Origin of the sequence: Paenibacillus timonensis (assembly GCF_022427145.1) — a bacterium.
GTDB classification, from domain to species: domain Bacteria; phylum Bacillota; class Bacilli; order Paenibacillales; family Paenibacillaceae; genus Fontibacillus; species Fontibacillus timonensis.
In genome coordinates this window covers 33,321-52,849 of record NZ_JAKSXN010000040.1, presented here as the reverse complement: position 1 = coordinate 52,849, position 19,529 = coordinate 33,321, and the positions used below count along the sequence as shown (strand labels likewise).

15 protein-coding genes and 1 tRNA gene are annotated in these 19,529 nt (G+C 55.3%); 15 read left to right on the top strand and 1 reads right to left on the bottom strand.

All coding sequences use genetic code 11. The features are described from left to right. Positions 1-302: 302 nt before the first annotated feature. A tRNA-Arg gene (locus MJ257_RS16205) sits at positions 303-376 on the bottom strand. A gap of 245 nt (positions 377-621) precedes the next feature. Between MJ257_RS16205 and MJ257_RS16200 the strand changes: the two genes are divergently transcribed. The 15 genes from MJ257_RS16200 to hemB all read left to right on the top strand — a co-directional run bounded on the left by MJ257_RS16200 (position 622) and on the right by hemB (position 19,493). Beyond that, positions 622-1,509: a hypothetical protein gene (locus tag MJ257_RS16200; RefSeq protein WP_372489827.1), complete on the top strand. Its 888-nt coding sequence runs from the start codon at positions 622-624 to the stop codon at positions 1,507-1,509. A 247-nt stretch (positions 1,510-1,756) separates the two neighbouring features. Continuing rightward, positions 1,757-3,178: a trigger factor gene (gene tig / locus MJ257_RS16195; RefSeq protein ID WP_240270230.1), complete on the top strand. Its 1,422-nt coding sequence runs from the start codon at positions 1,757-1,759 to the stop codon at positions 3,176-3,178. 256 nt (positions 3,179-3,434) lie between these two features. After that, on the top strand, positions 3,435-4,025 hold the full coding sequence (clpP, locus tag MJ257_RS16190; protein WP_059040934.1) for an ATP-dependent Clp endopeptidase proteolytic subunit ClpP: 591 nt from the start codon (positions 3,435-3,437) through the stop codon (positions 4,023-4,025). Between the two features lie 12 nt (positions 4,026-4,037). Continuing rightward, positions 4,038-5,294: an ATP-dependent protease ATP-binding subunit ClpX gene (clpX, locus tag MJ257_RS16185; protein ID WP_178021152.1), complete on the top strand. Its 1,257-nt coding sequence runs from the start codon at positions 4,038-4,040 to the stop codon at positions 5,292-5,294. A gap of 124 nt (positions 5,295-5,418) precedes the next feature. Next, on the top strand, positions 5,419-6,540 hold the full coding sequence (gene ispG, locus MJ257_RS16180; protein ID WP_240270229.1) for a flavodoxin-dependent (E)-4-hydroxy-3-methylbut-2-enyl-diphosphate synthase: 1,122 nt from the start codon (positions 5,419-5,421) through the stop codon (positions 6,538-6,540). 491 nt (positions 6,541-7,031) lie between these two features. Further along, on the top strand, positions 7,032-8,750 hold the full coding sequence (gene lonB / locus MJ257_RS16175; protein WP_240270228.1) for an ATP-dependent protease LonB: 1,719 nt from the start codon (positions 7,032-7,034) through the stop codon (positions 8,748-8,750). A 148-nt stretch (positions 8,751-8,898) separates the two neighbouring features. Beyond that, positions 8,899-11,235, top strand: a complete 2,337-nt coding sequence (gene lon / locus MJ257_RS16170) for an endopeptidase La (RefSeq protein WP_240270227.1) — start codon at positions 8,899-8,901, stop codon at positions 11,233-11,235. Between the two features lie 50 nt (positions 11,236-11,285). Next, the gene (gene yihA / locus MJ257_RS16165; protein ID WP_240270226.1) at positions 11,286-11,930 is read left to right on the top strand and encodes a ribosome biogenesis GTP-binding protein YihA/YsxC; all 645 of its coding nucleotides are present in this window, start codon (positions 11,286-11,288) and stop codon (positions 11,928-11,930) included. A gap of 197 nt (positions 11,931-12,127) precedes the next feature. Continuing rightward, positions 12,128-12,712 (top strand): non-ribosomal peptide synthetase module, encoded by a 585-nt coding sequence (locus MJ257_RS16160; protein WP_240270225.1) that lies wholly within the window; start codon positions 12,128-12,130, stop codon positions 12,710-12,712. A gap of 320 nt (positions 12,713-13,032) precedes the next feature. Further along, the gene (speD, locus tag MJ257_RS16155) at positions 13,033-13,431 is read left to right on the top strand and encodes an adenosylmethionine decarboxylase (protein WP_240270224.1); all 399 of its coding nucleotides are present in this window, start codon (positions 13,033-13,035) and stop codon (positions 13,429-13,431) included. Positions 13,432-13,637: 206 nt separating this feature from the next. Next, entirely contained in the window at positions 13,638-15,080 is a 1,443-nt protein-coding gene (gene hemA / locus MJ257_RS16150) for a glutamyl-tRNA reductase (RefSeq protein WP_240270223.1), read from the top strand. Between the two features lie 180 nt (positions 15,081-15,260). Then, positions 15,261-15,911 (top strand): precorrin-2 dehydrogenase/sirohydrochlorin ferrochelatase family protein, encoded by a 651-nt coding sequence (locus MJ257_RS16145; protein ID WP_240270222.1) that lies wholly within the window; start codon positions 15,261-15,263, stop codon positions 15,909-15,911. A 2-nt stretch (positions 15,912-15,913) separates the two neighbouring features. After that, positions 15,914-16,876 (top strand): hydroxymethylbilane synthase, encoded by a 963-nt coding sequence (gene hemC / locus MJ257_RS16140; RefSeq protein ID WP_240270221.1) that lies wholly within the window; start codon positions 15,914-15,916, stop codon positions 16,874-16,876. Positions 16,877-16,882: 6 nt separating this feature from the next. Next, entirely contained in the window at positions 16,883-18,430 is a 1,548-nt protein-coding gene (gene cobA / locus MJ257_RS16135) for a uroporphyrinogen-III C-methyltransferase (protein ID WP_240270220.1), read from the top strand. Between the two features lie 58 nt (positions 18,431-18,488). Next, positions 18,489-19,493 carry a porphobilinogen synthase gene (hemB, locus tag MJ257_RS16130; protein ID WP_240270219.1) on the top strand — a complete coding sequence of 335 codons (1,005 nt, stop codon included), beginning with the start codon at positions 18,489-18,491 and terminating at the stop codon, positions 19,491-19,493. Positions 19,494-19,529 lie beyond the last annotated feature (36 nt).

The window sequence follows — 19,529 nt, the reverse complement described above, 5'->3', positions numbered from 1 at the left end:
ACTTTTGGTGGATTATATCTGAAATTTCATACTTATTTGGCCCGACTGAGGTCGAAAGTCCGAAATCTATATGAAATATCGAATAGATTTCACATTATCAGCCGTAAAAGCCTCAATATATATGAAATTTCGAATACAATTCGCCCGGTATGCTGAAAACGATGGGTCTCTGCACCGTTCGAGACTCCGCTTAACCGCCCCGCTGGCGCGGGCGGCTTTGCTCCGACGAACCCCCCGCCGGGGGTTCTCATCCCAACCTGGAAACGCAATAAAAAAGCACCCCTACGGGTGCTCTTTTGTTACGTCCCAGGAGGGATTCGAACCCCCGACCGACGGCTTAGAAGGCCGTTGCTCTATCCAGCTGAGCTACTGGGACATCTCAAATATGAAAAACACAAGCAAAAAATATTATACCACACGAGATGTTAGGGATCAATATCCTGCAATATAAAATTGGCAGGGGGCGTACCAGCGAGTCAATTCGGCGGCATGTCGGGCATTTGGGTAGGAGGGTTTTTGCCTTCGCCGGGGACTATGCTATAATCTCAATTAATTGCTACTCGGAGGAAAGGAGGTGCCCTTATTAGCAGTTCACGACCCGATGAGAAAGACAACATCGTCTTGTTTCCCAAAACGCTGGACTACTACCAGATCGAACTGACCCGCATGCTGGAGACGGAAAGATACGGGGAGGCCGTAGAGCTTCTGCAATTCCTGCTTCAGTGCCAGGGCGAGGATCCTCGGCATTACGAGGAATGGCAGGCTTTGCTGGACTGGCTGCTCGGCGCATTTCCCGCGCTGAAGAACGGCATGCCGGATCCGCAAGGCTTCGAAGAGGAAGAAGAGACCGAAGAAATGCTGGCGCGCCGGCTCGCGGAGGCCAAACTGGCCGAAGATGCGGGTTATGCGGATAAATTGTTACATACCGTGAGGAACAAACCGCTGTCGGAGCAGACGTTCCTGGCCCTCGAACAGCTCGCTTACCTGGATCGCCCCGAGATCGACGACGCGCTGATCGGATGGATTACCCGGGAGGAGCTCCACCCGCTGCTTCAATACCGGGTATTGCAAACACTGCGACGCCGCGGGACGACGGGGACGCTGGTCTTTTTTCGCGGTGGGGAGCGGGTGGAAGTGGAGGTTGAAGCCGTTCCGCTGAAGCCTGAAGATTTTCCTCCGGCCGTGCAGGCCGTATTGGACCGCGTAGGGGACCAGACGCAGGTCCATGATCCGACCCTTTTTTATTTCGCCCAGGAGTTATGGTCGCAGTTCGTGATGGCTTTATACGGGACGGTAGATTATCGCTCGCTCTTAGGCGAGGATGACGCGGTCATCGATATTTGGGCAGCGGCGCTGCATCAGATGGTGGCGGATAGTTTGTCCGGCAGCCAATCCGATGAGGAGATTCGCGCCATGTACGGGATTACCGACGGGCTGCGGCTGCGATATGAGCAGATTTGCCGGGCGCTGGGCAAATTCGTGGCTTCAGGACGAGTCCGCGGAATGTAGCGGAGGGGGCTCGGTTATAGTGCATTCTATGAAGCTTGCAAATGTTAATCGTGCCGCCAATACCTGGCTATGGATCGGCTCTTGTAAAAAGGTGTTTTGTTGTTTATAATATAATGGTTATTCTGATCGTGTTCATAGAGACAGCTATACTGGAACCCAAGTGCAAGACACCTCGAAATAGCTGCTTTAGTCGCGATTCGGTTTCAGTATTTAAAGTATATGCGAAATTTGGAGGGGAAGGCATAAAATGAAAGCAACTTGGGAAAAAATAGAGAAGAACCTCGGCGTACTCGAGGTTGAAGTGGAGGCGGAACGTGTAGCCGCCGCACTGGATAAAGCTTTTCAAAAAGTAGCGAAGAGAGCCAACGTACCTGGTTTCCGTAAAGGTAAAGTGCCTCGGCCGATTTTTGAAGCGCGTTTTGGCGTGGAAAGCTTGTATCAAGATGCGATCGACATCTTGCTGCCTGAAGTGTACAGCGAAGCTGTAGACCAAACGGATATTTTCCCGGTGGATCGCCCTGAAGTTGACGTTGAGCAATTTGCCAAGGGACAACCTTTCAAGTTCAAAGCAAGAATCACGGTTAAACCTGAAGTGAAGCTGGGCGATTACAAAGGCGTAGAAGTTCCTGCCGTTAGCGCCGAAGTTAGCGAAGAAGAACTGAACGCTGAACTGGAGCGTCTGCAACAACGCCATGCCGAGCTTGTCGTCGTTGACGAAGAGCCGGCTCAAAACGGGGATACGGTTGTCATCGACTTTGACGGTTCCGTTGACGGCGTGCCTTTCGAAGGCGGCAAAGCGGAGCGGTATTCCCTGGAACTGGGAAGCAACACGTTTATTCCTGGTTTCGAGGATCAAGTTGTGGGTCTGGCTACCGGCGACTTCAAGGACGTTACGGTAACTTTCCCAGATACGTACCATGCCGAAGAACTGGCTGGCAAAGAAGCCGTGTTCAAAGTGAAAGTGCATGAAATCAAACGCAAACAACTGCCTGAACTGGACGACGAGTTCGCCAAAGACGTTAGCGAATTCGACACGCTTGCCGAGTTCAAGGAAGATTTGAAGAAACAACTTGGCTCCCGCAAGGAGCAAGAAGCGAAAGCAGCCCGTGAAGGGGCCCTCGTTGATAAAATCGGCGAGAATGCGGAAGTAGAAATTCCGGAAGCCATGATCAATGGCGAAGTGGAAAACATGGTCCGCGACTTCGATAACCGTCTTCGCTCGCAAGGCATGAACCTGGACATGTTCCTGGGCTTCTCCGGCCAAACGGTGGACGACCTCAGAGGACAAATGCAGGGAGACGCGGAGAAACGCGTTCGCAACAACCTGGTGCTTGAGGCCATCGCCAAAGCCGAGAAGATCGAAGTCACTCAAGACGAAATCAACAAAGAATTGAACGATATGGCGGAAGCTTACAAGCGCACGCCGGAAGAAATCCGCAACATTTTGGCGGCGAACGGTTCTTTGGGCAGCTTGAACGAGGAAATCCTGATCCGCAAGACGATCGAATTCCTTCTGGAGAACAGCAAGGAAGGTCCGGCAGAGCAAGCGGAAGCGAAAGCCAAAGAAGCTAAACCGGCTGCGAAAAAAACGACGAAAAAATCGACGAAAGCCGAATCGAAAGCTGACGCCGACAAAACCGAAGCCGAAGAAGCCCAAGGCGAGGAGTAATTTGCTCTAGCCTTGAATCCCGCTTCTTTGAATACATCACGATAAAAGTTAGGGCACGTATGATAAAATGCGTGCCTTAATTTTTCATCTTCGAACGTAACATTTATTTCCATTACGCACGGGACAAGCCTCAGGTTATATAATGTGTAAAAACGAACATAAACTGTACGGGGCGAAAAATGACATGGGGCTTCGAACATGATAGAATGTTTTACGTAAGCGCAAGGGAAATTGAAAAGGAAAAGAGGTTGGTCGCATGAGTCTGGTACCTATGGTCGTAGAACAAACGAATCGGGGAGAGCGGTCGTACGACATCTATTCGAGACTCCTTAAAGATCGCATTATATTTCTCAGCAACGCTATTGATGATGAAGTTGCCAATCTCGTGATTGCCCAACTGTTGTTTTTAGCGGCCGAAGATCCTGAGAAAGACATTCACCTGTACATCAATTCTCCGGGTGGTTCCGTTACCGCGGGGATGGGTATATATGATACGATGCAGTTTATCAAACCTGATGTGTCCACCATCTGCGTGGGCATGGCGGCCAGCATGGGATCGCTGCTGCTGACGGCGGGGGCCCCGGGTAAACGTTTCGCGCTTCCAAACAGCGAAGTGATGATTCACCAGCCGCTTGGCGGCGTTCGCGGTCAGGCGACGGATATCAAGATTCATGCCGACTGGATCATCAAGACGAGACAAAAACTGAACCAGATCTACGTAGATCGTACGGGTCAACCCCTTGAAAAAATCGAGCGCGATACGGACCGCGACTTCTTCATGAGCGCGGAAGAGGCCAAGGCCTACGGGATTATCGACCAGGTTATCTCCAAGCCCACTAATCTATAAAGGGGTGTTTACATGTTTAAGTTTAACGATGAAAAAGGACAACTGAAATGCTCGTTCTGCGGCAAATCGCAAGAGCAGGTACGCAAGCTTGTTGCCGGACCCGGCGTTTATATATGCGACGAATGCATTGAGCTGTGCACGGAAATCGTGGAAGAGGAACTTGGCCACGAGGAAGAGCTGGATCTGAAGGAAATTCCGAAGCCAAAGGAAATCCGCGATATTTTGGACCAGTACGTCATCGGTCAGGAACAAGCGAAGAAATCGCTGTCCGTTGCGGTTTACAACCACTACAAGCGTGTAAATACGCAAAGCAAGATCGAGGATGTCGAGCTGCAGAAGAGTAATATCTTGCTGCTGGGTCCTACGGGTTCGGGGAAAACGCTCCTCGCGCAAACGATGGCTAAAATCCTGAACGTCCCGTTCGCGATTGCCGATGCGACTTCCTTGACGGAAGCCGGCTACGTCGGTGAAGACGTGGAGAACATTCTTCTGAAGCTGATTCAAGCAGCCGATTATGACGTGGAAAAAGCGGAACGCGGCATCATTTACATCGACGAAATCGATAAAGTGGCGCGCAAATCGGAGAATCCTTCGATTACTCGCGACGTCTCCGGCGAAGGCGTGCAGCAAGCACTGCTGAAAATTTTGGAGGGCACGGTCGCTTCCGTTCCTCCGCAAGGCGGACGCAAACATCCGCATCAGGAATTCATCCAAATCGATACGACGAACATTTTGTTCATTTGCGGCGGCGCGTTTGACGGTCTGGAGCAAATGATCAAACGCCGGATCGGCAAGAAAGTCATCGGCTTTAACGCGGGCAGCGACGGGCAAAAGGAACTCAAACCGGGTGAATACCTGTCGATGGTATTGCCGGAAGACCTGCTGAAATTCGGGTTGATCCCGGAATTCGTCGGCCGTTTGCCGGTCATCTCGACCCTCGAGCCGCTGGATGAGAAAACGCTGGTCCGCATTTTGTCCGAACCGAAAAATGCTTTGGTGAAGCAATACCAGAAGCTGCTTGAACTGGACAATGTCAACCTGCAGTTCGAGCCAAAGGCACTGGAAGCGATCGCCCGGGAAGCCATCAAGCGGAATACGGGAGCTCGCGGACTTCGCGCGATCATTGAGGGCATTATGCTTGACGTGATGTATGAAGTGCCGTCCCGCGACGATATTTCGGATTGCGTCATCACCGAGAAGGTCGTCCAGGAGAAAACCGTTCCTGAATTGGCCGCCAAGCCTAACAAAAAACAAGAAGAAAGCGCGTAAGCGGGAAACTGCTGGTTCGCGCTAAAATAAAGGTCAAAGTTCTCCACCTTTGCGATTGTCGTGCCCCGGAAAAGGCGCTGCGCCCGCGGGGGTGGAGCTTTGATCGTTATGGGAGAGACCAGACATGACATTCTTGAGACAAGATACGCGGCCGGTCAAAGTCGGGAATCTGACGATCGGCGGAAGCAACGAAGTCATCATCCAAAGCATGTGTACGACGAAAACGGCAGACGTCGAAGCGACGGTCGCCGAGATCCTCCGGTTGGAGGAAGCGGGTTGCCAACTGGTACGCGTGACGGTGAACAACGAGGAAGCGGCTGCGGCGATCAAGGAAATCAAGAAACGGATTCACATCCCGCTGGTCGCCGACATTCACTTCAATTACAAGCTGGCGCTGCTCGCGATCGAAAACGGCATCGACAAAGTCCGGATTAATCCTGGCAATATCGGTCGCCGCGAGAAGGTTGAAGCGGTTGTTAAAGCGTGTAAGGAACGCGGCATCCCGATTCGTATCGGCGTGAACGCCGGATCGTTGGAGAATCATTTGCTGGAGAAATACGGTTATCCGACGCCGGAAGCGATGGTGGAAAGCGCCTTGTTCCATATCGGCATTTTGGAGGAGCTCGACTTCCATGACATCATCGTGTCGCTGAAGGCATCGGACGTTCCGATGGCGATCGCGGCCTACACCAAAGCGGCGGAGGTCATTCCATATCCTCTGCATTTGGGAATTACGGAAGCCGGAACCTTGTTCTCCGGCACGGTCAAGAGCGCGGCCGGCATCGGAGCCCTCTTGTCGATGGGCATCGGTTCGACGGTTCGTATTTCGCTGAGCGCGGATCCGGTTGAGGAAGTGAAAGTGGCGCGCGAGCTGTTGAAGACGTTTGGCTTGATCACCAACGCAGCGACCCTTGTCTCCTGCCCAACCTGCGGTCGGCTGGATATCGACCTGTTCTCCATCGCCAACGAGGTGGAAGCCTACATCTCGAACCTGAAGGTGCCGATTAAGGTGTCTGTGCTCGGTTGCGCCGTCAACGGCCCCGGGGAAGCGCGCGAAGCCGACATCGGGATCGCCGGTGCCCGCGGGGAAGGTCTGCTGTTCCGTTATGGGGAGATGATTCGCAAAGTGCCGGAAGCCGAGCTGCTGAACGAATTGAAGAAAGAGATTGACCATATCGTGGAGGTATACGAAGCGACCGGAGAAATTCCGGGACGCAAGGAACACCGTGCCCACGCGAAAGCATAATGAGATTTTAACCAAAGCCGCAAACTGCCTTTCAGAGCAGGTTGCGGCTTTTTTTGGCGTTTCCCTTTTTAACGGAGAGGAAGTTTGGAGCTGATGAAGCGGTAGCTGTTGCCCCTTGCCGGCGGGTTATTACCTTTCCGAATTGAGCTGATCAAATAACCTGGCGGCAACAGAGATCAGAAGCCTAAACGTTTCTCGGTGTTGCCGTACAGCCGTACTTTAAGTATATGTTCAAAAAGTCGGCTTTTCAGCACCGAGAAGGTTGGATGAAGCTAGGGACTGAGTAGCGCAGCGTAGGTAAGCCTACGTGAGCAACGGAAGGCCCGGCTGAATTCAAGATTCGACGTCGAATCCGCTTCATGACCTGCTTCGTGATCAAAAGATGACTTTTTGAACTACCTCTCAAAACTCTTTGTTTTACGTTGGAGCGAAAAGGCTATACTACCAAGTATCAGTCAAAGAGTAGTCTAAGTGTGGGAGGCGTAACGCGTATGGATTTGAATGTTATCCTGATGGCGGTCCAAATGTTCTTTGCCGTGGTCATTGGGCTTTATTTCTGGAATCAGCTGCGCAGTCAAAAAGGAAACCGTCTGGCGGTGGACCGGGAATCGCGCAAGGAAATGGAGAAGCTGCGCAAGCTGCGGGCCGTCTCGCTCACCAAGCCGCTTGCGGAGCGTACCCGTCCGGCCTCGATGAACGATATCGTCGGACAAAAGGACGGATTGCGTGCGCTCAAAGCAGCGCTTTGCAGCGCCAACCCGCAGCACGTGATCATTTACGGGCCGCCGGGCGTAGGCAAAACGGCCGCGGCACGCGTCGTAATGGAGGAAGCCAAGAAAAACCCGGTATCCCCGTTTAAAACCGATGCCAAATTCATTGAAATCGACGCGACCATCGCCCGTTTCGACGAGCGGGGCATCGCCGACCCGCTGATCGGTTCGGTGCACGATCCGATTTACCAGGGGGCAGGGGCTATGGGCGTTGCCGGCATTCCCCAGCCGAAGCCCGGCGCCGTCACGAAGGCCCATGGTGGAATTTTGTTTATCGATGAAATCGGCGAATTGCATTCGATCCAAATGAATAAACTGTTGAAGGTCTTGGAGGATCGCAAGGTTTATCTGGAGAGTGCGTATTATAACTCCGAAGACGCAAATACGCCAGCGTATATCCACGACATTTTCCAAAACGGCCTGCCAGCGGATTTCCGCTTGGTTGGGGCGACAACCCGGTCGCCTCAAGAGATTCCGGCCGCCTTGCGCTCGCGGTGCATGGAGATTTATTTCCGTCCGCTGCTGCCGGAGGAAATTTCCCAAATCGCCGAGGATGCGGTGAAGCGAATCGGCTTCCAGCCTTGTCCGGAAGCGGTGGAGGTCATCAAGAAATACGCGACTAACGGCCGCGAAGCCGTCAATATGGTGCAATTGGCCGCCGGTCTTGCCCTCACCGAGAAACGCGACCATCTGCTGGCGTCGGACCTGGAATGGGTGGCGACAAGCAGCCAGCTTGCGCCGCGCCCGGACCGCAAAATTCCGGCTCAGCCTGCGGTAGGCTTCGTCAACGGCTTGGCCGTGTACGGCGCGAACATGGGCACGTTGCTGGAGATTGAGGCAACGGCCGTTCCAGCCGAGAAAGGCAAAGGATCCTATAACATTACCGGCGTAGTGGACGAAGAAGAAATCGGCGGAGGCAGCCGTACGTTGCGCCGCAAGAGCATGGCTAAAGGATCGGTGGAGAACGTCCTGACCGTCCTGCAGCGGATCGGCCTGAATCCGGCGAATTACCACCTTCATATCAACTTCCCGGGCGGAACCCCGATCGACGGTCCGTCCGCCGGGTTAGCGATCGCCACTGCCATCGCGTCGGCGATCAAGCAAGTACCGGTGAACCATCAGATCGCCATGACCGGCGAGTTGGGGATCCACGGCAAAGTCAAGCCGGTCGGCGGCGTCGTGGCCAAAGTGGAGGCGGCGTTCCAGGCAGGCGCGACGACGGTCCTGATTCCGAAGGACAACTGGCAAACGTTGTTCGAAGGCTTGGAGGGACTTCGGGTGATTGCCGTCGAGACCTTGGCGGAAGTGTTCCGCCACGTCTTTGGTCCCGAAGCCGAGAAGAACCTGGAGCTGCCGGCCGGCGGCGAATTGTTCGCTCCGGCAACCGCTCCTGCGCCTTTCCTGCACGCGGAGTCCCCATCGCAGGGGGGGACGATGTAACCGGGCAAGAAAGGGATCCCCCAACGTCCAGCCCGTTTGCTTTGCGGGGGGCGGCTGCCTGAAGCGGCCGCTCCTCGTTGGTGTTTTTATGTAACTTTTGCTAAAATAGCAATGATATCAACAGAGAACGTTTGGAGGTGCATAAGCGATGGGACCCCATAAATCCAAAGGCCGGCGTTTCCCGCTGCTGCCGCTGCGCGGTCTTCTCGTCTATCCAAGCATGGTGCTTCACTTGGACGTAGGGCGGGAGAAATCCGTGAAGGCGCTGGAAAAAGCCATGGTCGAAGATAACCTGATTCTCCTCTGTTCTCAATCGGAAGTGAACATAGAAGAACCGACCCAGGAAGATATCTTTCGCATCGGCACCGTCGCGAAGGTGCGCCAGATGCTGAAATTGCCCAACGGCACCATCCGCGTGCTAGTGGAAGGCATGGAACGCGCAGAAATTATCGAATATTTGGATAATGACGAATATTATGAGGTTATGGCCAAAGAACGCCCGGAGGAAGAGACGGTCGATCCGGAAGTCGACGCGCTGATGCGCACGGTGTTAACCCAATTCGAACATTATATCAATTTATCCAAGAAGGTCACGCCGGAGACGCTGGCGGCGGTATCGGACATTGAAGAAGCCGGGCGCTTAGCCGACGTGATCACCAGCCATTTGTCTTTAAAAATCAAAGATAAGCAGGAAATCCTGGAGACGATCGATGTTCGCAAGCGGCTGGAGAAGCTGCTCGACATCTTGAATAACGAGCGCGAAGTGCTGGAACTGGAACGCAAAATCAACCAACGCGTCAAGAAACAGATGGAGAAGACGCAGAAGGAATATTATTTGCGCGAGCAAATGAAAGCGATCCAGAAGGAGCTTGGCGAGAAGGAAGGGCGGGCCGGCGAAGCGGAAGAGTTGCGGGCCCAGCTCGAAGAGAAGGGGCTGCCGGATAACGTTCGGGAGAAGGTCGAGAAGGAAATCGACCGTCTGGAGAAAATGCCGGCCAGCTCGGCGGAAGGCGGCGTTATCCGCAATTACGTGGATTGGTTGCTGAGCTTGCCGTGGAGCAACAAAACCGAAGACGACCTTGATCTTGCCAAGGCAGAGCAGGTGCTGAACGAAGACCACTACGGCTTGGATAAGCCGAAGGAACGGGTGCTGGAATATTTGGCCGTGCAGAAGCTGGTCAAAAAACTGAAAGGGCCGATTCTTTGCCTGGTTGGACCGCCGGGGGTCGGAAAGACCTCGCTGGCCCGCTCGATCGCCCGTTCGTTGGGGCGTGAGTTCGTTCGCATCTCGCTGGGCGGCGTGCGGGACGAAGCGGAGATTCGGGGACATCGCCGCACTTATGTCGGAGCCATGCCGGGACGGGTCATTCAAGGCATGAAAACGGCAGGCACCCTGAATCCGGTGTTCCTGCTGGACGAAATCGACAAGATGGCTTCGGATTTCCGCGGCGATCCTTCCTCGGCACTGCTGGAAGTGCTGGATCCGGAGCAGAACAACACGTTCTCGGATCATTTTATCGAGGTTCCGTTTGATCTATCGAACGTGATGTTTATTACGACCGCCAACGCGGTGCACAACATTCCGCGGCCGCTGCTAGACCGGATGGAGACGTTGTTTATCCCCGGTTACACGGAGCTGGAGAAGCTGCAAATCGCTAACCGTTACTTGCTTCCAAAGCAAAAACGCGAGCACGGGCTGGAACCGGAGCAGCTCGAGATCGGCGAAGACGTGCTGCTGAAAGTGATCCGCGAATATACCCGTGAATCCGGCGTTCGGAATTTGGAGCAGCAAGTCGCTGCGCTATGTCGGAAAGCCGCGAAGCAGATCGTGTCCGCTGACAAGGAGCAAATCGCCATTACGCCGGACTCGCTGAAGGATTATCTCGGCGCAGCGAAATTCCGTTACGGCATGGCTGAGCTGGAGGATCAGATCGGTACGGTAACCGGGCTGGCCTGGACGGAGGTCGGCGGAGAGACGCTGGTGATCGAAGTGACGGTAGTGCCGGGAGCCGGGAAGCTGACGCTGACGGGTAAACTGGGCGACGTCATGAAGGAATCGGCGCAGGCCGCCTTCAGCTATACCCGCTCCAAAGCGGCGGAGCTCGGGATCCCGCTGGATTTTCACGAGAAGAACGATATTCATATCCACATCCCTGAAGGAGCGATTCCGAAGGACGGCCCGTCGGCGGGCATTACGATCGCTACCGCGCTGATCTCGGCTTTGACGAATCGCCACGTCTCCAAGGACGTCGCCATGACCGGCGAGATTACGCTGCGCGGGCGCGTGCTGCCGATCGGCGGACTGAAGGAGAAGTCGCTTGCCGCACATCGGGCGGGCTACCGCAAAGTCTTGATGCCGAAGGACAACGAGCGCGATCTGCGCGACATTCCGGACAGCGTCAAGGAGGACCTGGAATTCGTGCCGGTGTCCCACATGGACCAAGTGCTCGAGCATGCGCTCGTGGAGCATCCCGAAGTGCATTAGCATGAAAGGCGCGGCGCTCACCGGCGCCGCCCCAAGAGAGGAATTGAACGATGAAGGTAACCAAGGCTGAATTTATCATCAGCGCCGTCGGCCCCAATCAATATCCTGAGGACGCCTTGCCGGAGATTGCTCTGGCAGGGCGTTCCAATGTGGGCAAATCGTCGCTGATCAACCGAATGATTAACCGCAAAAACTTAGCGCGCACCAGTTCAACCCCCGGGAAAACCCAGCATCTCAACTATTACCGGATCAATGACCGGGTGTATTTCGTAGACGTGCCCGGATACGGGTACGCCAAAGTATCCAAGTCGCAGCGCGAGGTCTGGGGCAAAATGATCGAGAAATACTTGCTGGAGCGGGAAACGCTCAAGCTGGTTTTGCAGATCATCGATCTCCGGCATCCCCCGACCAAGGATGACGAGCTGATGTACGACTGGCTGAAGGCTTACGAGCTGCCGGTCTGCGTCGTTGCCACCAAGGCCGACAAGATTCCGAAGTCGCGCTGGCAGAAGCATCTGAAAATCATCAAAGAAGCGCTGGTGCTGCGGGCGGGCGATCCGCTGATCCTTTTTTCCGCGGAAGAGGGGATCGGCAAGGACGAGCTATGGGCCCAAATCGCGCGTTATGCCGAGCTTGCGGAAGAAACGGAGGCCATCAGTCCGGACGCCGGCGAAGGCGAAAATGGAAAAAGTTAAGAATTCAGTGGATGCCGAAGGGATTCGGAGCAGTTTCAGCAGGAAAGTGAGCATGCAGCGGGATTGTCGAGGTTAAAAACGGCTTAATGCCGTTTTTTCTGGAAAATGGCAAGAATTCACGTTTTGGCTGCTGAGCGTACGGCTGGAATCGTAGTGTATAATTATGATAAAGCGATTTAAGAATTGAGGAGATTTGTATGGCTCAGCGGTTAGCCACAGAGTATGTCAATGCCAGTATGCGTTTAACGGAAGTCCAGATGTCGCAGTTTGTTCACAAAGTATACGATCCTCACGTTCGCCAACGGGTCAAGGTGTTGGATAACGGCGGGCAGGAGGTCGTGCTGGAGGATGACGGCGGAGAAGAAGTGCATCTGCCATTTGAACGTGTTGACGGATATTATGTCTGCGAAATGTCTTTCCGCTTGGAAAAACCCCATTTAACGAACGTAATGAGACTGTTGTTCGCGGCGTTTAAAGGCTCCGGCATGGTCACCCGAATTTATAACGGATTCATGATGATGTATTATTATCAGGAAGGCCGGGTTCGCAAAATCGTCGAATATTCCCGGGAATCCTACAAACTGGTGTTCGAATACAAAGATGCGGCTGCAGAATTGCAGCAGATCTATCGGAATAACGATGTCGAGCTGGAAATCGCCCGCATCCGCAAGGACATTAATGCGCTGCTTGATAAGCGGTTTATCGCCGGAGAAGCGGACGTAGACCGTATCGATGATGAACTGCGGCATTGCTCGCGGAGATTGTTCGTCCTGGAGGCTTAAAAAATAAACTTGGCCCCCTTGATGAGAAGTCACCAGGGTGAGGGCGCCAACATAATGTACTAGTGTAAACTACCCTGATATCAGGGTGGTTTTTTAGTTGGAGCATCGCGGGCGAAAGCGGCATTTTCGCCAGAAAAAATAAGTTGCATTTGTCCCCAAGAGATGTTATTTTTATTCTCGTTGAAAAGAATATAGGAACCAGGATTCACTCAGGACATGGAGATGTTGCGAGAGATTTTTCCCTCGGGAAGTGAATGACGTAGGTCCTAGCGGATGAAATTTTTTCAAACATTTTGTTCCTAGGAAGGGGGAGCCGGAAGATGGAATATTCAACTTTCGGAAGACACGTTGCGGTTGATGCTTGGGGAGTCGACTATGAGGTGCTGAACAACGCAGGGTTGTTGGAAGCCCACTTGGTGGAAGCGGCGGAAGCTTGCGGCGCCACCATTCTGTCCATTCAGTCCAGACAATTCGAACCGCAGGGAGCCACCGTGCTTGTGATGTTGTCGGAAAGCCACCTCTCGATCCACACGTATCCTGAGAGAGGGTTTGCCGCCATTGATTGCTACACCTGCGGGGAAATGGTAGATCCGCAGCTGGCGATCGATTACCTGGTGTCCGTCTTGAATCCGGAGAAAACGTACGCGAAGAAGCTGATTCGGGGGTTGGGCGAGCTGGAAATCGCCGAGCCGGGTTCGAATCGAGCCGAATTCGTCTAAATAGAGGTTAGTTTTTTTGATAAATTGGGGAAAATAGGATAACCATGGAGCTTCCATGGTTATTTGTTTTGGCGGTATGAATTTCATAAATAATTCATAAAAAACTCATACAAATCGCCGGGGTGCCTGGGACTACTGTGATATAATTAACATAGTTTGTTTTCGATGAATGTTATCGACATCTATTCAAGGCAGGTGAACTTGCAATGCACATCGTCGTAGTTGGGTTAAACTATCGGACGGCGCCTGTGGAAGTCAGGGAACGTTTCTCTTTTGCGGATAAGGACATGCCGCAAGCGCTGCAGGAGCTTTTACGCACCAAGAGTGTATTGGAAGGCGTGATTATCGCCACCTGCAATCGTACGGAAATTTACGTCGTGGTCGATCGTCTGCAGATGTGCGGGTCATTCATCCGCAGCTTCATGGAACGTTGGTTCGGGGTTGCGCGCGAAGAATTTACCCGCCATTTATATATGTATGAAGATGAACAAGCCATTCGCCATCTGTTCCGCGTCGCTTGCGGTTTGGATTCCATGGTGCTGGGGGAAACGCAAATCCTCGGCCAGGTCAAAAATGCGTTCTTGGTGTCGCAAAGCGAGAAAGGCACCGGAACGTGGTTTAATATGCTGTTCAAGCAAGCGGTAACGCTGGGCAAACGGGCCCATTCCGAGACGGCGATCGGCGAAAGCGCCGTTTCGGTCAGCTATGCGGCCGTCGAGCTGGGCAAACGGATATTCGGCAGCTTTGAAGGAAAACGCGTGCTGATTCTTGGCGCCGGCAAAATGAGCGAGCTGACGGCCAAGCATTTGAGCGGCGCCGGTGCGGAAGAAGTGCTGGTGGCCAATCGGACGTATGCCCGTGCCCAGGAGCTCGCCGCGAAATGCGAAGGCGTGCCTTGCACGATGCAGGAAGCCATGGAGCGTCTGGAAGAAGTCGATATCCTGATCAGCTCGACCGGCGCGGAAGGGTATGTCATCACTTCGGCACAGGTCGCGCGAAGCATGAAGGGACGGCAGGACCGCCCGTTGTTTGTGATTGATATCGCCGTGCCGCGGGACATCGAGCCGGCCATCGGCGAGTTGGAACAAGTATTCCTGTATGATATCGACGATCTCGAAGGGATCGTCGAGAGTAATATGGAGATGCGCCGTGCAGAAGCGGTCAAGATCGAAGCGATGATCGAGGAGGAAATGGCCGCCTTTGCTACCTGGCTGCAAACGCTTGGCGTAAAGCCGGTCATTCGGGCGCTCCAGGAGAAGGCTTCCGATATCCACGAGAGCACGCTGGACAGTCTCTTCAACAAGCTGCCGGAGCTGGATGAACGGCAACGCAAGGTGATCCGGCGCCTGACCAAGAGCATCCTCAACCAAATGATGCATGACCCGATCAACCGGATCAAGGAGTTGGCCGGCGAAGGCCAAGGCACGGAAGCCTTGGAGCTGTTTACGCAAATCTTTGCCCTTGAGGATCGCCTGGTGGAATCGCAAAGCGATGCTTCTTCCGGCAAGGAGACTTCAGCGTCTATGGAATCGCAAGAGACCCTGCCGCCCCAGGAATCCGAAGGGTTAACGGATCTCCAAGGTGTGGTCCCAAGCCGGATCCCTTTTGAGTCGGAGCCTTCGTTGCCTCTGGCGAAGGTGTCCGTCTAATTTGATAAGCTAGGCCGCGAGAACGCCCTGAGCCCTCTGCCGGATGCACCCGAATCGATGGCTGATTCGACGCTGAAGCGGAGGGGGAAGGGCTTTTTTTGCAGGGATGAACATGGAAAAATGCGGCAGGGTAGGGTATGCTAGTAACGAGTTGAAGCGAAGTGTCGGGAGGGATGCGCCATGCCTTATTATGTGCCCGTCCTATTGAATTTGGCTGGCCGCCGCTGCGTCGTGATCGGCGGCGGACCGGTGGCCGAACGGAAGGCGACGATGCTGGCGGATGCGGGGGCGGAAACGGTGGTCATCAGTCCAACCGTGACGGCAGGCCTACTGCGGCTCCATCACGAGAAGGGGCAAGTCGCATGGATCGAACGGGAATACCGGCAAGGGGATCTGGCCGGCGCGTTCCTCGCTTTTGCCGCGACGGATCGGCCGGAGGTGAACGCTGCCGTCGCCGCCGAAGCTGAAGCGGAGGGCATTCCGTTAAACGACGCCGGCGAAGGCGCGCGGGGCAGCATGATAACGCCCGGCGTTCTGCGCCGAGGCGGGCTCGTGGTCGCCGTCTCCACCTCGGGAGCGGGGCCGACGGCCGCGCGGGAGCTGATCCGGGAAATGGACGAACATTTTGGCGATGATTATGAACGATATATTGATTTTTTGAGTTCCGTGCGGACTTTCATTAAAGAACGGATCAGCGATCCCGGCAGACGGAAACTTCTGTTTCGGAGATTGGCCGAGACCGATATATTGACCTCGATTCGGGAAGGAAGCTTCCAACCGTGGAGCGAAGCGGCGACGATCGCCTGGATCGAGGAACAGACGGAGGAATAAGCATGACGAAGCGAACGATTGTGGTGGGTACGAGACAAAGCCAGCTGGCGCTTACGCAGACAGGACAGGTCATCGACGATTTGAAGGCGCTCTGCCGGGCGCATAACCTGCCGTTTGATTTTGAAATTCGCAAGATCGTGACGAAGGGAGACCGAATCCTGGATGTCACATTATCCAAGGTTGGGGGCAAGGGGCTGTTCGTTAAGGAAATCGAGCAGGCGATGCTGGACGGGGAAATCGATCTGGCGGTACATAGCATGAAGGATATGCCGTCCGTGCTGCCGGACGGACTAACGAACGGCGCAGTACCTCGGCGGGTTGACCCGCGGGATGCGCTGATTTCGAGAAGCGGACTGAGCCTAGACGAGCTGCCGCAAGGCGCTAAGGTTGGGACTAGCAGCTTGCGCCGCGCCAGCCAATTGCGCGCTTATCGTCCCGATCTCGTATTGGAGCCGATCCGCGGAAATATCGATTCCCGCTTGCGCAAGCTGGAGGAGGAGGGCTTTGATGCCATTATTCTGGCGGCGGCCGGACTATACCGGATGGGCTGGGAGCACCGGATTACGGCTTTTCTATCGGCGGAAGTCTGTCTGCCGGCGGTCGGCCAAGGCGCGCTTGGCATCGAATGCCGCGAGGACGACGCCGAGGTGCGCCAGCTTTTGTCCTTATACAACGATCCTGACACGGCGGTGGCGGTGGCGGCGGAACGTCGTTTCTTAGGCGTGCTGAACGGCGGTTGCCAGGTGCCGATCGGGGCTTACGCGACGTTGCTGCCGGAGGAAGGAGCTTCCGATCCTAGCGGCCGCCCGCGGTTGCGATTGACGGGCATGGTCGGTTCGGCGGACGGAGCGACGATTTTGAAGGAAAGCACCGAAGGGACGAATCCGGTCGAGTTGGGCGAACAGGTTGCCGGCCGGCTGATCTCCTTGGGAGCGGCTGCATTATTACAAGAAACCGGGGAGTGATCGAGAATGGCCGGTAAAGTTTATCTGGTTGGCGCAGGCCCTGGAGATGCGCGATTGATTACGCTCAAGGGGCTCGATTGCCTGGAGAAAGGCGACGTCATCGTTTACGATCGTCTGGCCAATCCCAGCCTGTTGAAGAGGACGAAACCCGGAGCGGAGAAGATCTACGTCGGCAAAAGAACCGACCGCCACACGATGAAGCAGGAGCATATCAATCAGCTGCTCGTCGATTTGGCCCTCGCGGGGAAAACGGTGGTTCGTCTCAAAGGCGGGGACCCGACGATTTTTGGGCGGGTCGGCGAGGAAGCCGAACTGCTGCGGAAGCACGGCATTCCTTATGAAATCGTGCCGGGGATCACGGCTGCGATCTCGGTGCCGGCTTATGCCGGCATTCCCGTCACACACCGGGACATGGCATCGTCGGTGTCGATCATCACGGGACATGAAAGCCCGGATAAACTCGACCTGTCGATCAACTGGGAGAAAGTGACCAACGCGACCGGCACGCTGGTGTTCATGATGGGCGTGGCGAATATCGGGCATATCAGCAAACAGCTGATGCATTACGGCCGCCCGCCCGAAACGCCGGTCGCCCTCATCCGCTGGGGCACGAGGGCGGAACAGGAGACGCTGATCGGCACGCTGGCCGATATCGAGCGGAAGGTGCGCGAAGCCGACTTCAAGCCGCCGGCCGTCACGGTGGTCGGCGAGGTGGTTGCCCAACGCGAGCAGCTCCAGTGGGCAGAATCGCTGCCGCTCTTCGGCAAGCGGATTCTCGTCACCCGCTCGCGTTCGCAGGCGAGCGAGCTGGTACGCGGCATCGAGGAGCTCGGCGGCGAGCCGTACGAGTTCCCCGTCATCGACATCGTGATGCCCGAGGGCCGCGATCTGGCCGGCACCGACGAAGCGCTGGCGCAGCTGGAACGGTACGATTGGGTGTTCTTCACGAGCGTGAACGGCGTGGAGTATTTCTTCTCGCACCTGGAGAGACTGGGGAAAGACGTGCGGGGGCTGCACAAGGCGAGAATCGCCGCCGTAGGACCGGCCACGCAGGCGGCGCTGCGCCAGCGCGGCATCGCGGCGGAAGGCTTGCCGGACAAGTTTCAGGCGGAAGGGCTGATGGAAGCGTACGGACACGCGCTTCAGCCGGGGCAGCAAGTGCTGTTGCCGCGCGGTGATCTCGCCCGAGCCTGGCTGCCCGCTGCTTTGCGCGAGCAGGGGCTAAACGTCACCGAAGCGGTCATGTACCGGACGGTGCCGGCCGGGGAAGCGGACGACGAGCTGCTGAAGATGCTCGAGAAAGGACGCATCCATGCCGTGACTTTTACCAGCTCGTCTACGGTGACGAACCTGTTGGCCGCGCTGGCCGGCATGGGGGTAGCCGATCCGGCCGCCGCGCTCCAAGGCGCGGAGATCGCCTGCATCGGGCCGGTCACGGCAAAGACGGCGGAGGAGGCCGGCCTGAACGTGTCGATTCTTGCGGAAGAAGCGACGATCGACAGCCTGCTTCAGGCGCTGTGCGCCTGGAAAGCACAAACGGGTTCGGAGGACTGAATCTTTTTTCTAACACGGAGGCTTGACCTCGTGCTGCATACTTAGGAGGGAATCAAACATGAATTTTCCGATCGTAAGACATCGCCGGCTGCGTCAGTCGGCCGCCATCCGGGGGATGGTGCGTGAAACCGTCCTGACGGTGGACGATTTTATCCAACCGATCTTCGTGACCTACGGGAGCGGCGTTAAGAACGAAATTTCGTCGATGCCCGGCGTGTTTCATTTTTCTCTGGATACCCTGGAAGAGGAAGTCAAGGAGATCGTTGATCTGGGGATTCCGGCCGTGCTCCTGTTCGGAATTCCGGAAACCAAGGACAGCGTAGGCACTTCGGCATTCGCGGAAGACGGGATCGTGCAGGAGGCGACGCGGGTCATCAAATCGCGGTATCCGGATTTGCTGGTCGTTGCCGATACTTGCTTGTGCGAATTCACCGACCACGGGCATTGCGGCATGGTACATACGTTTGAACGCGACGGGCATGTATGCGGCGACGTGATGAACGACGAGTCGCTGGAGCTGCTGGTGAAAACCGCCGTTTCCCAAGCGCGCGCAGGCGCCGACATCATCGCCCCGTCCAACATGATGGACGGCTTCGTGCAAGCGATCCGTTCCGGGCTCGACGAAGCCGGTTTCAGCCACGTACCGATTATGTCTTATTCGGTCAAATACGCTTCCGCCTTTTACGGACCGTTCCGTGAAGCGGCGGACTCGGCGCCGCAGTTCGGCGATCGGAAGACGTACCAAATGGACCCGGCGAACGTCCGTGAGGCGCTGCGGGAAGCGGAATCCGATGTGATGGAAGGCGCGGATATGCTGATGGTTAAGCCTGCGCTTGCTTTTATGGACATCCTGCGCTTGCTGCGCGATCAATTTGATCTTCCGCTGGTGGCTTACAACGTAAGCGGAGAATATTCGATGGTTAAGGCGGCTGCACGGCAAGGCTGGATCAACGAGCGGGCCATCGTCACCGAAATGCTGCTTGGCATGAAGCGGGCGGGCGCGGATATCATCATCACGTATTTCGCGAAAGATATGGCGCGCTGGCTGCGCGAGAAGCAGTAAGCCTCAGCCAAAGATCGGGTTTTGAAGAGTGAAGGA

Excerpts from the sequence above, each read along its gene's own strand:
- tig (WP_240270230.1), top strand. The coding sequence starts at position 1,757 with ATGAAAGCAACTTGGGAAAAAATAGAGAAGAACCTCGGCGTACTCGAG.
- clpP (WP_059040934.1), top strand. The coding sequence starts at position 3,435 with ATGAGTCTGGTACCTATGGTCGTAGAACAAACGAATCGGGGAGAGCGG.
- clpX (WP_178021152.1), top strand. The coding sequence starts at position 4,038 with ATGTTTAAGTTTAACGATGAAAAAGGACAACTGAAATGCTCGTTCTGC.
- ispG (WP_240270229.1), top strand. The coding sequence starts at position 5,419 with ATGACATTCTTGAGACAAGATACGCGGCCGGTCAAAGTCGGGAATCTG.
- lonB (WP_240270228.1), top strand. The coding sequence starts at position 7,032 with ATGGATTTGAATGTTATCCTGATGGCGGTCCAAATGTTCTTTGCCGTG.
- lon (WP_240270227.1), top strand. The coding sequence starts at position 8,899 with ATGGGACCCCATAAATCCAAAGGCCGGCGTTTCCCGCTGCTGCCGCTG.
- yihA (WP_240270226.1), top strand. The coding sequence starts at position 11,286 with ATGAAGGTAACCAAGGCTGAATTTATCATCAGCGCCGTCGGCCCCAAT.
- MJ257_RS16160 (WP_240270225.1), top strand. The coding sequence starts at position 12,128 with ATGGCTCAGCGGTTAGCCACAGAGTATGTCAATGCCAGTATGCGTTTA.
- speD (WP_240270224.1), top strand. The coding sequence starts at position 13,033 with ATGGAATATTCAACTTTCGGAAGACACGTTGCGGTTGATGCTTGGGGA.
- hemA (WP_240270223.1), top strand. The coding sequence starts at position 13,638 with ATGCACATCGTCGTAGTTGGGTTAAACTATCGGACGGCGCCTGTGGAA.
- MJ257_RS16145 (WP_240270222.1), top strand. The coding sequence starts at position 15,261 with ATGCCTTATTATGTGCCCGTCCTATTGAATTTGGCTGGCCGCCGCTGC.
- hemC (WP_240270221.1), top strand. The coding sequence starts at position 15,914 with ATGACGAAGCGAACGATTGTGGTGGGTACGAGACAAAGCCAGCTGGCG.
- cobA (WP_240270220.1), top strand. The coding sequence starts at position 16,883 with ATGGCCGGTAAAGTTTATCTGGTTGGCGCAGGCCCTGGAGATGCGCGA.
- hemB (WP_240270219.1), top strand. The coding sequence starts at position 18,489 with ATGAATTTTCCGATCGTAAGACATCGCCGGCTGCGTCAGTCGGCCGCC.